The sequence below is a fragment of the Rhizobium sp. GR12 genome, assembly GCF_036596185.1.
Classification (GTDB): domain Bacteria; phylum Pseudomonadota; class Alphaproteobacteria; order Rhizobiales; family Rhizobiaceae; genus Agrobacterium; species Agrobacterium nepotum.
In genome coordinates this window covers 172,592-187,371 of record NZ_JASXTH010000010.1, presented here as the reverse complement: position 1 = coordinate 187,371, position 14,780 = coordinate 172,592, and the positions used below count along the sequence as shown (strand labels likewise).

13 protein-coding genes and 1 tRNA gene are annotated in these 14,780 nt (G+C 58.0%); 6 read left to right on the top strand and 8 right to left on the bottom strand.

Annotated elements, in window-relative coordinates; all coding sequences use genetic code 11:
- Nucleotides 1-38: 38 nt before the first annotated feature.
- The 6 genes from QSK43_RS18635 to QSK43_RS18610 all read left to right on the top strand — a co-directional run bounded on the left by QSK43_RS18635 (nucleotide 39) and on the right by QSK43_RS18610 (nucleotide 4,627).
- The gene (locus tag QSK43_RS18635) at nucleotides 39-680 is read left to right on the top strand and encodes a helix-turn-helix domain-containing protein (RefSeq protein ID WP_332304681.1); all 642 of its coding nucleotides are present in this window, start codon (nucleotides 39-41) and stop codon (nucleotides 678-680) included.
- 76 nt (nucleotides 681-756) lie between these two features.
- Nucleotides 757-1,560: an ORF6N domain-containing protein gene (locus QSK43_RS18630; RefSeq protein ID WP_332304680.1), complete on the top strand. Its 804-nt coding sequence runs from the start codon at nucleotides 757-759 to the stop codon at nucleotides 1,558-1,560.
- A 55-nt stretch (nucleotides 1,561-1,615) separates the two neighbouring features.
- Nucleotides 1,616-2,119 (top strand): hypothetical protein, encoded by a 504-nt coding sequence (locus QSK43_RS18625; RefSeq protein ID WP_332304679.1) that lies wholly within the window; start codon nucleotides 1,616-1,618, stop codon nucleotides 2,117-2,119.
- Complete coding sequence (locus QSK43_RS18620) at nucleotides 2,116-2,343, top strand: hypothetical protein (protein WP_332304678.1); 228 nt, start codon at nucleotides 2,116-2,118, stop codon at nucleotides 2,341-2,343. Before QSK43_RS18625 ends, QSK43_RS18620 begins: the two co-directional genes overlap by 4 nt.
- Nucleotides 2,340-2,894 carry a hypothetical protein gene (locus QSK43_RS18615; protein WP_332304677.1) on the top strand — a complete coding sequence of 185 codons (555 nt, stop codon included), beginning with the start codon at nucleotides 2,340-2,342 and terminating at the stop codon, nucleotides 2,892-2,894. Before QSK43_RS18620 ends, QSK43_RS18615 begins: the two co-directional genes overlap by 4 nt.
- A 131-nt stretch (nucleotides 2,895-3,025) precedes the next feature.
- Nucleotides 3,026-4,627 carry a recombinase family protein gene (locus QSK43_RS18610; protein ID WP_332304755.1) on the top strand — a complete coding sequence of 534 codons (1,602 nt, stop codon included), beginning with the start codon at nucleotides 3,026-3,028 and terminating at the stop codon, nucleotides 4,625-4,627.
- On the opposite strand, the gene QSK43_RS18605 is transcribed toward QSK43_RS18610, so the two are convergent.
- From QSK43_RS18605 to glmM, 8 genes are all read right to left on the bottom strand, one after another.
- A tRNA-Met gene (locus QSK43_RS18605) sits at nucleotides 4,584-4,660 on the bottom strand. The two genes, QSK43_RS18610 and QSK43_RS18605, sit on opposite strands and share 44 nt — an antisense overlap.
- A gap of 135 nt (nucleotides 4,661-4,795) precedes the next feature.
- Nucleotides 4,796-5,992 carry a tRNA 2-thiouridine(34) synthase MnmA gene (mnmA, locus tag QSK43_RS18600; protein WP_332304676.1) on the bottom strand — a complete coding sequence of 399 codons (1,197 nt, stop codon included), beginning with the start codon at nucleotides 5,990-5,992 and terminating at the stop codon, nucleotides 4,796-4,798.
- A gap of 206 nt (nucleotides 5,993-6,198) precedes the next feature.
- A complete protein-coding gene (locus tag QSK43_RS18595) occupies nucleotides 6,199-7,389 on the bottom strand; it encodes an OpgC family protein (RefSeq protein ID WP_332304675.1) in 1,191 nt (396 codons plus the stop codon).
- Nucleotides 7,390-7,901: 512 nt separating this feature from the next.
- Nucleotides 7,902-8,984, bottom strand: a complete 1,083-nt coding sequence (locus tag QSK43_RS18590) for a Tim44 domain-containing protein (RefSeq protein ID WP_332304674.1) — start codon at nucleotides 8,982-8,984, stop codon at nucleotides 7,902-7,904.
- 225 nt (nucleotides 8,985-9,209) lie between these two features.
- On the bottom strand, nucleotides 9,210-10,805 hold the full coding sequence (serA, locus tag QSK43_RS18585) for a phosphoglycerate dehydrogenase (RefSeq protein WP_045023265.1): 1,596 nt from the start codon (nucleotides 10,803-10,805) through the stop codon (nucleotides 9,210-9,212).
- Nucleotides 10,806-10,888: 83 nt separating this feature from the next.
- Entirely contained in the window at nucleotides 10,889-12,067 is a 1,179-nt protein-coding gene (locus QSK43_RS18580) for a phosphoserine transaminase (RefSeq protein ID WP_332304673.1), read from the bottom strand.
- Nucleotides 12,068-12,283: 216 nt separating this feature from the next.
- Nucleotides 12,284-13,129 (bottom strand): outer membrane protein, encoded by an 846-nt coding sequence (locus QSK43_RS18575; protein ID WP_332304672.1) that lies wholly within the window; start codon nucleotides 13,127-13,129, stop codon nucleotides 12,284-12,286.
- Between the two features lie 191 nt (nucleotides 13,130-13,320).
- On the bottom strand, nucleotides 13,321-14,673 hold the full coding sequence (gene glmM / locus QSK43_RS18570; protein WP_332304671.1) for a phosphoglucosamine mutase: 1,353 nt from the start codon (nucleotides 14,671-14,673) through the stop codon (nucleotides 13,321-13,323).
- Nucleotides 14,674-14,780: the final 107 nt, after the last annotated feature.

Sequence of the window (14,780 nt, the reverse complement as noted above, 5' to 3'; positions counted from 1 at the left end):
TATGTATTTCTAAAAAGTTCTAAGCCATATTGGCTTTCATGAGCAAGCAAACAAACAACATCGCTGAAATCCGACGCAAAAAGAAAATCACCCAGCAGCAGCTGGCGGATAAACTCGGCGTCCATGTCATAACGGTAAGCAAACTTGAGCGTGGTGTGATGCAGCTCACCGGCAGTTGGCTGGAGCGCCTCTCGGAAGCGCTGGAAGCTCCGCAAATGGATATCTGGGGCGGATTCCAACTATTCAGTATGGACGCCAGCGCGCGTCTCCACGATGGAGAAAAAATAGAGGTTGTGGACCCACAAGAAAACCGCTTCAGCGCCTTCCGCAACCCGTTAGGAGATTTTGATGCGAAGTGGATACATGTCCAAGACGACGCGATGTTGCCGTTCTTTGGCGAAGGTGATTTGCTTCAGTTCACATTAATTTCAGACCGGGAATTGACTGTCATACACAAGTTTCAAGGCCGACTTTGCATGTACAACTTGCCTGGTGAACCCGATTTATTTGTAGGCACTATACACAAAGTCCATTCCAAAAAGGTGTTTGACATCAAGACAATGAACGGAAGAACCATGAAGAATGTCGAGCTCGAATATTTCTGGTTTCTAAGCGGGTATCTGTCGACATGGGGGATCGTCGCACATTTCGACACCTCCGACCTCGGAAAGAAAACTTAGCCGTATAGGCTTATTTTCGATTGACATGATATTAGCCGTTATGGCTTATTAACTCCATCAACTCGATGGAGCGAACATGCATACCGTAGAAATCCATGGGAATGCACTTCCGGTAACCGCCTTCAACGGCGTGCGCGTGCTGACGACCGAACGTCTGGCAAAGGTGTTCGGCGCACCCGAAACCGCGATATCTCAAAACTACCTGAACAACGCCGACCGCTTCGAACTGGGGAAACACTTCTTCAAGGTTGAAGGCAATGAGCTGCGGGCCTTGAAGAACAGACTAGATTTCATCGGGTCTGTTGGTAAAAACGCTCGCAGCCTTATGCTCTGGACTGATCGCGGCGCATCCCGCCACGCTAAGATCCTCGACACCGATATGGCATGGGACGTTTACGGCGAGCTTGAAGAAGCTTACTTCGCGAACCGTGCCGATCGTCGCCCGATGACGATGGCCGAAATGGCCCTGCAGAACGCACAGGCGCTTGTCGACATGGAACGCCGTCAGGCTGAACAAGACGCCAAGCTTGATGCGGTCGTTTCAGACATTGCCGAAATCAAGCAGGCCCACACGGTTCTTGAGCGCATGCCGACCGACTGCGAAGGCATCGAACGCATCCGGAAGCGGATGAACAAGGAATACAGCCTGTCTGTCCCGGTGGTCGACAAGGTCATGCGCGACAGCCCTTTCGCTCCGACGGTTCGCGTTCTTGTCCGCAACCAACATGCCGAAGGCGCACACAACTCCGGCTTCGCGATCAAGGAAGTCTCGGCAATCTTCAAGCGCTTCGTAAGCGAATGCCGGCACTCGGCTGGCGCGCTCCATACTCACCCCTACATCGACGGCCGGTTCAAGCTGGTCCTGCCAAAACGCGAATGATGCCCTGCTGACTTTTCAGCAACCCCAATTTACCTGACAATTTGGAGATACCATCATGCCGAACTCGATTCCGGCCGCCGGCGAAGCTATGCCCGTTGAAGTGCAATCCCCGAAAATGCGGATCGATGCCCTTCTCGAAGAAGCAGCGAAAATCATCCGGGATACTCCCGATCTGATGATAGACCACGTAACCGCTAACAAGCACGGCGTTTACACCAGTTTGACGATTCCCGGTACCGAGGAACATCCGTGGACCAAAGCGCGCCGGTTGATGAAGGAGCTTTCGGCCACGCTGGACGATTGCGACGATGCAACGTGGTTTGCCCACGTCATGCCCCCGCGACCGCCAGTATTCAACGCCTTCGGTGCCTATCCCATGGGGCAGAAGCCGGATGAGCTGCCGATTGATCATATCGAGCGCCTGTCATGGGAACTTTCCGAGGCTCTAAATGGCTACCAGCACGGCCAGTTTCAGGCCGTGGTTCTTCCGTCCGCATCCGCTGGCCATACGGTCATGCTCACCAAGATTGGCGTGTTCGATCTGAGGGCCAAAGCATGAAGACCGCGCCAACCCTTCACCCCTCGATCGTTAAGGCCAGCCTTGCAGCCAAGGCGGCGGAAATGGAAGTCCAGGCAGCCGCGGAATATCTCGCGGATGCAATGGCCCGCATTCACGGCGGAAAGTGGAAAATAGACATTGCCCACGAACATCACTTCGTCATCATCTTTAACCGCGCCCGCGATAATGACCCGGTAGAACCGAAGAAAGGGGGCGTTGTATGAAGACCATCAACGGAATCCCCGCTCAGTTTCTTCGGCCGGAACAGGACTGGCTCAACGAACTGGATATGACGGCGTTCGAAGGCCGTCAGTTCAACGCGGTTTACGATGCTCTGTCGCTTGCGATAACCGGAATTTCCGGCGTCATGAACCAGCCCAGAAGCAAATCTGACAGAGGTCTCAACCCCGCAGGCAAGTACCTCAGCACGATGTTCGAGTTCATGCACTCCGAGCGGACGAGGCTGATCGAGACGCTGAACCACAAGAAGCCCAAAGACGATGACGAGGCACATATCCGCATGTGCATCCTCGTGCAGTACGAGGCGGAATGCGAAGACATGAAGGCAAGCGAGTTGGCGTCCTTCGTCAAGTCATTCGCCAAAACCGACGGACCAGATTCCGTCAAGCCGATGGCTGAATATCTGAATGAACTTGTGTCGCAGGCGGTCTCGGAAGTCCAGTTGATGGCTGACATCGAAGAGCTTCGCGAAAAGACAAACGCTCTGAGTGCTTCTTTCCGGCCTGTGGATAACGGGAATAACGGGGAGAACTGATCGATGGAGAAAGAAAATCCTTTGATCGAGTTCGTGAAGGCATTGGCAAGGTGGCAGGCGAAGGCTGACGCTGAAGGCTTGCGACCGTCCAATGACGACGCGAAACCCGCCACACCCGCCAAGAGATCGAAATGAAACGCGCAGCAATCTACGCCCGGTATTCGACCGACCTACAAAACGACAAGTCCGTCGAAGATCAAATCAGGCTTTGCGAAGCCCACGCGCAGCGCATCGGGGCGCAGATCGTCAAGACGTTTCACGATAGAGCAAAATCCGGCGCGTCCATGTTTGGGCGCGCTGGCCTGTCTCAACTTATGCAGGACGCCGAAACCGGAACCTTCGAGGTTCTGATATCGGAATCGCCCGACCGAGTTTCCCGTGACATTGCTGACCTTGCGCACATCCATAAAACCCTCAAGTTCCGTGGCGTCGAAATGAACTGCGTCAACGGCGGCGTGATGGATACCATGCAGATTGGCATGTATGGCGTCGTAGGGCAGATGCAGCGCGAGGAAGGCGCCAAGAAGGTCAAGCGTGGCATGGCGGGCGTGGTGCGCTCTGGCCGCAGCGCTGGCGGTAGGGCTTACGGTTATGAGCCGGTACCGGGCCAGCCGGGAGAGCTTCGGATCGTTCCAGATGAAGCCCAAATCATCGTTCGAATTTTCAAGCAATATTCGGCCGGGACATCGCCGCGGACCATTGCCGGCGCATTGAACGAAGAGGGTATCGCCCCTCCCCGCGGCGGAAAGTGGAATGCCTCAACGATCAACGGCAGCGGGACGCGCGGATATGGCATCCTGCGCAATCCCATCTACGACGGCCGTATGATTTGGAATCGGGTTCGCATGGTGAAAGATCCCAGCACCGGCCGCCGTGTGTCGCGCACGAACGACGCCAGCGAACACGAGACGATCGACGTTCCGCATCTGCGCATCGTGGATGAATGGCTATTCCAGAAGGTGCAGGAGAGAAAGGCCGCGACCGGTGGCGAGCACAAGATGATGCAGCCAAGATCGAAGCGCCTGCTTTCGGGCCTGCTGCGCTGTGGAGCGTGCGGCGGGGGAATGGTAATAGTCGGCCCGGATCGGGGCGGCAACCGCATCCAGTGCAGCACCTATCGCGAATCCGGAACGTGCGACAACCGCCGACGGTTTTATATCGACCGGATCGAAGAACAGGTTATCGACAGCTTGCGCATGGCATTTGCCGATACGAGCGTCATCGAGGCCTACGTGAAGACATACGAGGAGGAGTTGAAGCGGCGGCGCGGAAATGCCTTCAAAAGCAGAGCGGCAGCGCAACGCGGCTTGAATGATGCGAAAGATGGCATCACGAAAATAATTGAGAAAATAGTGAAGGGCTTGATCGAGGACGACGAAGCAGCGGTTTTACTGACGGGCCTTCGCGAGGAGCGAAGTAGGTACCAGGCAATTCTCGAGACGGTCGATGAGCCGGTAAATGTCATCGAGCTTCAGCCGAAAGCGTTGCGCAGTTTCCGAGCGAGCATCGAAAGCTTGGCTAAAATCTTGAGATCGAGCGATGGCAACGTGCCGATAGAGCTTGGGGAAACGTTCCGACAACTGGTGGCCGCGGTCGTTGTGGAGCCGACGCCAGCCGGAGAGGCTTACTCAGTCAGCCTGAAGGCTTATCTCTCAAGCCTTATGAGTTCCGACCTGTCGGTGATAAAGTTGGTAGCGGGAGAGGGACTTGAACCCCCGACACGCGGATTATGATTCCGCTGCTCTAACCACCTGAGCTACCCCGCCACAGTGGAAACATGACAGTCATATGACCGCCCGCTCCATCAGGATGAGCGGCTTATAAGGTGCCGCTCCCCAAAGTGTCAAGCGCAAGATGCGCAAAAAATTCGCTTTCCGCGTAACCGCAAAAAGCGAATTGTTTCAGGCGGCAACTGGCTTTTCCAAAAGCGCCTTCAGCGAAGCCTCGGCTTCCACTGAGCGTTCCGAACGTTCGATGAAGCCGCCGCCGTAAACGCGGGCGTCGGCTCCCGGTGCGGAATAGAGCACGCAGGCTTGACCGGGAGCGACACCGGCCTCGCCGGTCGTCAGATCCACATAAATGCCGTTTTCATCGGTGTGGAGCACCGCTTCCATTGGGGGGCGGGTGGAGCGCACCTTTGCGAAGCAGGTAAACCCCTGCCCCGCCTCGTCTGCGAGCGCGCCATCGCCAAGCCAGTTCATGTCGCGCAGATAGACACGGCGCGTTTCCAGCGCCTCGCGCGGGCCGACGATGACCCGGCGTCCCCGCGCATCGAGATGCACGACATAGAGCGGCTCTCCCGTCGCGACACCGATGCCCCGGCGCTGGCCAATCGTATAATGCACGATACCATCATGACGGCCGAGCACGCGCCCATCCAGATGAACGATATCGCCGACCAAGGCCGCATTCGGCTTCAGCTTGTTGATAATATCGGTATATTTGCCCTGCGGCACGAAACAGATGTCCTGGCTGTCCGCCTTTTTGGCGACCACAAGCCCCATATCTTCCGCCAGCGCCCGCGTTTCCGCCTTGGAAAGGCCGCCGAGCGGAAACCGCAGATAATCGATCTGCTCCTGCGTGGTCGCAAACAGGAACCAGCTCTGGTCACGGTCGCTATCGATCGGGCGATAGAGCGCGCGGCGCCCAGGCTGACTGGCACCGGGATTGGGGCGCGAGCGGATATAATGGCCGGTCGCCAGCGCATCGGCACCGAGTTCCCGCGCCGTGGCCAGGAGATCGGCGAATTTTACTGTCTGGTTGCAGGCAACGCAGGGGATCGGCGTTTCCCCCATCGCATAGGCTTCGGCGAAGGGATTGATGACGGTTTCGCGGAACCGCGCTTCGTAATCCAGCACATAGTGGGGAATGCCGAGCGTTTCGCAAACCCTGCGCGCATCGTCAATGTCCTGTCCGGCGCAGCAGGAGCCGGCCCGGTGTACAGCAGCGCCGTGATCATAAAGCTGGAGGGTAATGCCGAGGACATCATAACCCTCGCGCTTGAGGATACCGGCCACAACAGAAGAATCGACGCCACCGGACATGGCGACAACGATCCGGGTATCTTCCGGCCTCTTGTCAAAATCGAGCGTATTCACGTTTTTTCCCATCGTCAGTCATAACGGGGGTAAAGGCCCCGCCGCCTGTCGGTCATCCGCCGCGGGAGCTTCAGTCGAAAAACCGACCGTCCTGCCTCGCCGTCATGCGGATTTAAGGGCTGCATATAGAAAGGAATGGCCGCGCACGCAAGTACGGGGCGAAAACCCGCCCCGTAAAGGCATTAGATCCAGGTCGTCACAGGCTGTTAAGCGCCCGCCGTTTTCTGGCCGCTGCTGCCAATCCACTTGTCGCGCTCCCTCCACAGGGCCGGCAAGGCCAACAAACCGATTGCAGTGAGGGCGATCAGCGTCTTGCTGACCTGCGACAGTTCCGCCGTGCGGCCATCCAGATAATAGATGCCGTAGACGATCGCCACATGCCAGACATAGACCTGAAGCGAATGGCGGCCGAGCAATTGCAGGAACTTCAGCGAAAGCACCCAGATGACGCCCTCGGCGATGGAACGGACCAGCGGACGGTGGTGATTGGGCCCCGCGATCACCAGCCAGGTCAGGCCGACACCGACAGCAAGGAAGTTGATGAGGTAGACCGGACCGAAATCGGCGCGGATCTCCATGGTCGAAAACTTGCCCATCATGAATTCCGGCATCAGGCCCCAAGCGGTGGCGATGCGAAGCGGCATGAAGAACAGGCAGATGACAAGGGCGGCCTTCGGCAACCAGGTGTGCTGCGGCGAGAAGATCGCCTTCCACGGGATGCGGTTCTGCGCTGTCATCGCGCCCATCACCAGGGCCGAATAGAACACCAGCTGCCAGCCGAGCAGATTGAAGCTGACACGGATGCCCTGTTCGTCGGTGCCCTTGACGAGTTCGTTGAGCGGCGTCGTCACAATCTGCTGGAGACCGAGCTGACCGGCCATCCAGACGAGCAGCGAGCCGGCCATGACATAGGCCCACTTGCCATCAAGGCAGAGCTTAACAAGGATCGGCGCAAACAGCATGTAGACGATGTATTGCGGCAGGATATCCATGAAGGTCGGCTGGAAGAGGAACGTCGCGATGGCCGCAAGGCGCAGCGGATCGTCGAACGTCGTCATGCCGAGCCAGTTGTACCAGATATAGGGCGCATGCGGAATGACCATGCGGAAGAACAGCACGGCGATGACGAGACCCATCGCATACCGGTAAAGCTCCAGGGCACGGTTCCAGATCATCTGTTTACCGGCGTCATAACCGTATTTCATCATCTTGCGGGCATAGACCATGCCGATCAGCAGGCCGGAGAGAAACACGAAACCCTGTGCATCCTCAACGAATGCAAACTGCCGATGGTTGATTTCCACCAGCCAGAAACCGCCGGCGAACACCAGATGGTTGATCAGCATGAAGACGAGGAAGTAACCGCGCATCCCGTCGATCAGGTCAAAGCGTTTCATTTCGATAGCTCTCCATTCTCGCGGGCCGTGCATCGCCCGGCCACCCGGCCCGGCTTGCTGAGGGCGAGCCGGGGTTTGGATTGTCAACGCTGTTTTGCGCCTGTGGTTCCTTTCCAAAGCGGTTTAGAAACGGTGCGAAAAGTAACATTGACGTGTGTGCATTCTGGTTAGGATGCAGGGACTGAACACCGGATGAATAAAAAATGGCGATTCCGTGGAGCCTCCAAGCCATGCGCCGGCGAGATGCCTCGACAACGAGCGCGTAAACCCTTGCATGGCAGGGACAAAAGCGAACAACCCGGCTTACGGGCCTGCAGATATCACCCGTTAGATTTATCATCGTTTTTCGGGAGTGTTTTGACCTCCCATCGGTTTTGCCAAGCGACCGGCAGAATCACTGGAGAAGCCGCGAAGGGGAATGATATCCGGACATCGCCAATCATGACAAACGAAAGCCCGGAGGTTCGTAAAACCTCCGGGCCATTTCATTCAGCTAGGGAATATGTGTCGCCTCAGGCAGCGGCCTGAATAGCGGCGACCTGCCAGTTGTCGTTGCCGCCACGGCGTACGAAGGTCCACATTTCCACCGCTTCGGACGGATGCTGCTCATCACCCTCGATTACCTTGCCCGAGGTGCGATCGCGCATGATGTCGATGGCGGAGTAGCGCATGGCCACCGTCGCATAATCCTGGCCCTCTTCGTGCCAGGCTTCGGCAACGTCGCCCTGCAGTAGCTTCACGTCGCGCACGTCGTTTTTCACGCCGCTCGTGGCATTGTCGCTCAGTTCCTCGGCAAGATAAGACATGGCTTCCGGTGTCGTCAGCTTGCGCAACGTGCCGTAATCCTCGGCCGAATAGGCAGACTGAACGTCTTCCAGCATTTTCTGGAAAGTTTCGAGGTCGCCCTGCGTAACACCGATCTCGTCACCTTCAGAAATGGCGTTTGCATGCGCCACCGGCTTCGCCGTTGCGGCAGAAGCCACGGCCGCGCCGCCCGCAGCACCGGCAAGCGCGCCGATCTTCGGGATTTTGAACGAGGACGTCGAAGGTGCTGCCTGCGAACCGCCCTTAAAGGAGGAGCCGGAATTATCCGTGCGCGCCGAGCCGTTTGCCGCGCCAAAAGCGGGCTGCCCCTGACGGCGCGATGCGAAGAAGCGCATGGCGAACATGACCAGAAGGCCGATCAGCGCTGCCTGCAGCAACATGCCGAAGAAACCGGCCATGCCACCGAAGCCGCCGCCCATCAGCATGCCGAACAGGCCACCCATCAACAGGCCGCCCATAAGGCCACCCATCATGCCGCCAAACAGGCCACGGCTCTGCTGCGGCGCCTGTGCGCCGGGACGGGCCGGCTGGGCCGCGCCGGGCGTTGCCTGGTTCTGCTGGGTATTCGGCGTCATGCTCCGGTTGATCGGCGCTGTCTGGCCGGGTGCCGTGCTGGTCGATGGCGGCGCGGAAAACGTCCTTGTGCCGCGGCTACCAAAACCGCCGCTGGCGCGGCGTGCTTCCGCCATGTCGACGGCGACGAAAGATACCGCGATACCAAGCGCGGCGACTGCGAACAAACCCTTGAAGCGCCGAAAGGCAGCAAACATCGTTATCTCCTGTTGGCCGCCCTCCCATGAGCAGCTGTCAGCAGGCGATATAGCAACTCATGATCATCATTTTTAGTATGCGCGGCTTAAATTTTTCGTGATATGCAACCAGTGGAGGAAACGCGCGCGTATTTCGTTGAAACCGGCGGTTCCAGAGATAAAAAACCCGGCACAGGGTTTCCCCTGCACCGGGCCTTATTGTCCCCTTGGGAGGAACGATAGGTATCAGTCGATGTTGAAGGTCAGCGGCCGGACCTGGCGGATTGCCGGGTTGGCACGCAGCTTGTCCAGCACATCTTCGGAGACAGGACCATCGACATAAAGAAGCGCGATGGCGTCGCCGGCTTCCTTTTCACGGCCGAGCTGGAAGTTGGCGATGTTGACGCCAGCCTCGCCGAGCGTGGTGCCCATGAAGCCGATCATGCCGGGAACGTCGGTGTTGGTGATGTAGATCATGTGCGATCCGACATCGGCATCCATGTTGATGTTCTTGATCTGGATGAAGCGCGGTTTGCCATCCGAAAACACCGTGCCGGCGACAGAGCGGATCTGGTTTTCCGTCTTGACCGTCAGCTTGATGTAACCGTCGTAAACGCCGGTCTTGTCGCGCTTGACCTCGGACAGGATGATACCCTTTTCCTTGATCATGACGGGTGCGGAAACCATGTTCACATCCGCAACCTGAGTGCGGATGAGGCCGGCCAGCAACGCGCTGGTCAGCGCCTTGGTGTTCATATTGGCGGTTGCACCGTCATAAAGGATTTCGATTTCCTTCGTTGCGCTTTCCTGCACCTGGCCGACGAAAGAACCGAGAACATCCGCCAGACGGATGAAGGGCTTCAGGCGCGGGGCTTCCTCCGCCGTGATCGACGGCATGTTGATGGCGTTGGAGACTGCACCCTTGACCAGATAATCCGACATCTGCTCGGCAACCTGAAGGGCAACGTTTTCCTGCGCTTCCGTGGTCGATGCGCCGAGATGCGGCGTGCAGACGACGTTCGGCAGGCCGAACAGCGGGCTTTCGGTGGCGGGTTCGACTTCGAACACGTCGAAACCGGCGCCTGCGACATGGCCGGACTTGATGGCTTCGGCAAGGGCTGCTTCATCCACCAGACCACCACGGGCGCAGTTGACGATGCGCACGCCCTTCTTGGTCTTGGCAAGGTTTTCAGCACCCAGAATGCCGCGTGTCTTGTCGGTCATCGGCACATGCAGGGTGATGAAATCAGCCTGCGCCAGAAGCTCGTCCAGTTCAACCTTGGTCACGCCCATTTCCTGCGCGCGCTCCGGCGACAGGAAGGGGTCGTAGGCCAGAACATGCATCTTGAGACCAAGTGCGCGCGAGCAGACGATGGAGCCGATATTGCCGGCACCGATGACGCCGAGCGTCTTGCCGGTGATTTCGACACCCATGAATTTCGACTTTTCCCACTTGCCCGCCTGCGTGGAGCTATCGGCGGCCGGAAGCTGGCGCGCGACGGCGAACATCAGCGCAATCGCATGTTCGGCGGTGGTGATGGAGTTGCCGAACGGCGTGTTCATGACAATGATACCACGGCGCGATGCGGCCGGAATATCGACATTGTCAACGCCGATGCCGGCGCGGCCGATGACCTTGAGGTTGGTCGCCGCCTCGATCAGCTTTTCGGTCGCCTTGGTGGCGGAACGAATGGCAAGACCATCGTAATTGCCGATGATTTCAGCCAGCTTGTCCTTGTCCTTGCCGAGCTTCGGCTGGAAATCGACTTCGACGCCACGATCACGGAAGATCTGGACGGCGGTTTCCGACAGTTCGTCAGATACGAGTACGCGAGGTGCCATGGTTTACGGGCTCCTTGAAAAGCGGTGCAGTTTTAAAAGCGGGAAATCGACGGCCCTGCATCAGCGCAGGGCCGGTATCAAAATCAGGCGGCAGCCTTGGAGAGCGTTGCCTTCTGCGTCTGGTACGCCCAGGCGAGCCAAGGCATGACGGCTTCCATATCGGCCGTCTCGATGGTCGCGCCGGCCCAGATGCGCAGACCGGACGGTGCGTCGCGGTAAGCGCCGATATCGAGGGCGACATTTTCCTTTTCGAGCAGGGCGACGATGCCCTTGGCGAAATCCGCCTGCGCGGCGGCGTCCAGCGCAGCCACGTCGGGATCGACGATCTTCAGGCAGACGGAGGTATTGGAGCGGGTTTCCGGCTTGACGGCCAGATTGGCAATCCAGTTATTCTTCTCGATGAAGTCGTAAATCACCTTGGCATTGGCATCGGCACGGCCGATCAGCGCCTTCAGGCCACCGAGGTTCTTCGCCCACAGCAGCGCGTCGATATAGTCCTCAACGCAAAGCATCGACGGCGTGTTGATGGTTTCACCGGTGAAAATGCCTTCGATGAGCTTGCCGCCGGAGACCATGCGGAAGATTTTCGGCAGAGGCCATGCCGGTGCGTAGCTCAAGAGGCGCTCGACAGCGCGGGGCGAAAGAATGATGACGCCATGGCCACCCTCGCCGCCCAGAACCTTCTGCCAGGAGAAGGTCACGACGTCGAGCTTTGTAAAGTCCATGTCCTGCGCAAAAGCCGCCGAGGTGGCGTCACAGATCGTCAGACCCTTGCGGTCATCAGGAATAAAATCGGCATTGGGAACGCGAACGCCTGACGTGGTGCCGTTCCAGGTGAAAACCACGTCACGGTCGAAATTGACCTCGGCAAGGTTCGGCAGCAGGCCGTAATCGGCCTCGAACTTGCGGACGTCCTTAAGCTTCAGCTGCTTGACGACGTCGGTGACCCAGCCGGCACCGAAGCTTTCCCAGGCGACCATATCGACGCCACGTTCGCCGAGCAGAGACCAGAGCGCCATTTCAACGGCACCGGTATCGGATGCAGGAACGATACCGATACGATAATCGGCGGGAACGTTCAAAATTTCACGGGTGAGATCGATGGCCTGCTTCAGCTTGGCTTTGCCAACCTTGGCGCGATGCGAGCGACCGAGCGGCGCATCGGAAAGAGCGTCTAGCGACCAACCGGGACGCTTCGAGCAGGGACCAGAGGAAAAATGCGTATTGCCCGGACGCATGTCCGGCTTCACGATATCTGTCATTTTGACTATCCTTCCAGATAGGCGCTCCACGTTAGGGTGGAGTGTCCTGACGCCGTTGCTATTCCTCTCACCGGCCTCCGTCAAGCGGAATATGTCGCTACGCATGGAAATTTTAGTCCATATGCGTCATGCGCCGCGTCAGACACCCCTAAACAAAAAACCGCCCGCATCCGAGGAGGATGCGGGCGGTTTCAAGCTACCAGTCCGGCGTGACGTTTATTTATAAACGGCAGGCTGCAGCGGAATATCGGCAGGCGGCATATATTGCGCGGTATCGCAGCCATTGAAGACATAACGGCCGCCGACGCGCACTTCATGCGAATAGAGACCCTTGTCGCGGCCCGGGCCGCCGCCATTCTCGTAGGCGAACATATCGCCCTTGTTGATGTGGCGGAAACGGTAGCCGATATCGGCCTTGAGGTTACAGGTGACATCAATGGACGCGCCGGCCATCAGGGCATAAGCGAAACGCCACTTGCCCTCGCCGCCGTGCTCGGTGGTCGGGTCACAGCCGAGGCCACTGACGCTGCACGATGTATTGCGCAACTTATCCCACTTGACATAGGAGCCGCCGATACCGCCACCGACATAAGGCGTGACACGGCCATAGGTGCCGAGATCGACATAGGCGTTCGCCATCAGCGTATAGGCTCTAAGCGAGCTGAGGTCGGCCGAAACACATCGTCCCGGCACCGATCCGCAAAAACCGCTGGTCGAACCTCGGAAATCAGATTTACCCATATAGTCGAAGGTCACATCACTGCGGAAATAGTTGTTGAACTGATAACCGACACCGGCACCGACGACATAGCTGTCCTTGATCTCCGCCGAGTCGAAATTGGCGAGATAACCGCCCGGTCCGCCCTGATAATAATTGGCGCCGCGCAGCTTGTTGAAGGAATAACCGACGTCGCCGCGCAGATACCAGCCGCTCGCCTGCGTGATCTGGACTTCGGGGGCCTCGACGTAAGCCGGGGCGGGTTCGGCCTGGTAAAGATCTGCGCCGACGGCGCTCGTGCCGGTCAGCAGAACGGCCAGAAATCCGGCCAGGGCGTTTTTCATGACTTCCACTCCTGAAGAGGCACGTGCGCGGTTGCGACAGCAGATGCCAGTGAACTGTTCAGTCATGGAGATTGACGTAAAATGGTTAAGTCCCGATTAACCACGATGATTCACTATTTTTATTAGGAAACACTAAAAGAAAAAGCCGGCTGGAAGGCCGGCTTCTTTTTCGTTGCTTTCGCCGGCTCAGCTTACGCGGCGGAACGGGCGTTGGATATCACGCCGACAAGGTCGTTGACGATCTGTTCCACTTTCGCACTGTCGTCGCCCTCCGCCATGACACGGATCAGCGGCTCCGTGCCGGAAGGGCGGATGACGAGGCGGCCATTATTGGCCAACGCGCTTTCCGCATCAGCGATCGCCTGCAGCACGACCGGGTTTTCCAAAGGCTTGCCGCCGGAAATACGCACGTTTTTCAGGAGTTGCGGCACCGGCTCGAACTTGCGGCAAACCTCGCTGACGGTAAGGCCGGAGCGTTTAACCTTGGCGAGAACCTGCAATGCCGCCACGAGACCATCACCGGTGGTGCCGTAATCCGACAGCACGATATGGCCGGACTGCTCACCGCCAACGTTGAAATTGTGGTTGCGCATATGCTCGACGACATAACGGTCGCCCACCTTGGTGCGGGCAAGGGTGAGGCCCTTGTCGCCAAGGAAGCGCTCCAGGCCGAGGTTGGACATCACGGTGGCGACAATGCCGCCGCCGCGCAGCGTGTTGTCGGCGGCCCAGCTATCGGCAATCACCGCCATCAGCTGGTCGCCGTCGACGATCTCACCACGTTCGTCGACGATGATGACACGGTCCGCATCGCCATCGAGCGCGATGCCGATATCAGCCCGCACCTCATGCACCTTCTTCTGCAGGGCTTCGGGATGGGTGGAGCCGCATTCGAGGTTGATATTGATACCGTTCGGCTCGTTGCCGATGGTGACGACTTCCGCCCCCAGTTCCCAGAGTGCTGCGGGGGCCACCTTGTAGGCAGCGCCGTTGGCGCAGTCGATGGCGATCCGGAGGCCGCTGAGCGTCACGTCACGCGGCAGGGTGCGTTTGACGAATTCGATATAGCGGTAAATATCGCCATCCACGCGCTTGGCGCGACCGATCTCACTCGGCTTGGCAAGCTGGGCATAGATATCCTTGTCGAGAATATCCTCAATTTCCATTTCCAGTTCGTCGGAGAGTTTGTAGCCATCCGGTCCGAAAAGCTTGATGCCGTTGTCGGAAAAGGGGTTGTGCGACGCCGAGATCATCACGCCGATATCGGCACGCAGCGAACGGGTCAGCATCGCGACGGCGGGCGTGGGAATAGGCCCGAGCAGAAAGACATCGAGGCCGGCTGCGGTAAAACCGGCAACCAGTGCATTTTCCAGCATGTACCCCGAAAGCCGCGTATCCTTGCCGATCACGACACGGTGGCGATGATGACCCCGGCGGAAGATCGTTCCGACAGCAATGCCCACACGCATCGCCAGATCCGGCGTCATGGGAAATACGTTCGACTGTCCGCGGATACCATCGGTTCCGAAATAACGGCGTGCCATTTGAACTCCAAATCTTTCGGGCATTCCGGCAAAAGGTGAAAACAGCCGGAAGCGTTTTTGGCTAGATGCCACAAACAACGATAAACAGCACGTAAATTACCGCGAAA

Coding starts and splice junctions, on each gene's coding strand:
- QSK43_RS18635 (WP_332304681.1), top strand. CDS start 39: ATGAGCAAGCAAACAAACAACATCGCTGAAATCCGACGCAAAAAGAAA.
- QSK43_RS18630 (WP_332304680.1), top strand. CDS start 757: ATGCATACCGTAGAAATCCATGGGAATGCACTTCCGGTAACCGCCTTC.
- QSK43_RS18625 (WP_332304679.1), top strand. CDS start 1,616: ATGCCGAACTCGATTCCGGCCGCCGGCGAAGCTATGCCCGTTGAAGTG.
- QSK43_RS18620 (WP_332304678.1), top strand. CDS start 2,116: ATGAAGACCGCGCCAACCCTTCACCCCTCGATCGTTAAGGCCAGCCTT.
- QSK43_RS18615 (WP_332304677.1), top strand. CDS start 2,340: ATGAAGACCATCAACGGAATCCCCGCTCAGTTTCTTCGGCCGGAACAG.
- QSK43_RS18610 (WP_332304755.1), top strand. CDS start 3,026: ATGAAACGCGCAGCAATCTACGCCCGGTATTCGACCGACCTACAAAAC.
- QSK43_RS18595 (WP_332304675.1), bottom strand. CDS start 7,389: ATGAAACGCTTTGACCTGATCGACGGGATGCGCGGTTACTTCCTCGTC.
- QSK43_RS18590 (WP_332304674.1), bottom strand. CDS start 8,984: ATGTTTGCTGCCTTTCGGCGCTTCAAGGGTTTGTTCGCAGTCGCCGCG.
- serA (WP_045023265.1), bottom strand. CDS start 10,805: ATGGCACCTCGCGTACTCGTATCTGACGAACTGTCGGAAACCGCCGTC.
- QSK43_RS18580 (WP_332304673.1), bottom strand. CDS start 12,067: ATGACAGATATCGTGAAGCCGGACATGCGTCCGGGCAATACGCATTTT.
- QSK43_RS18575 (WP_332304672.1), bottom strand. CDS start 13,129: ATGAAAAACGCCCTGGCCGGATTTCTGGCCGTTCTGCTGACCGGCACG.
- glmM (WP_332304671.1), bottom strand. CDS start 14,673: ATGGCACGCCGTTATTTCGGAACCGATGGTATCCGCGGACAGTCGAAC.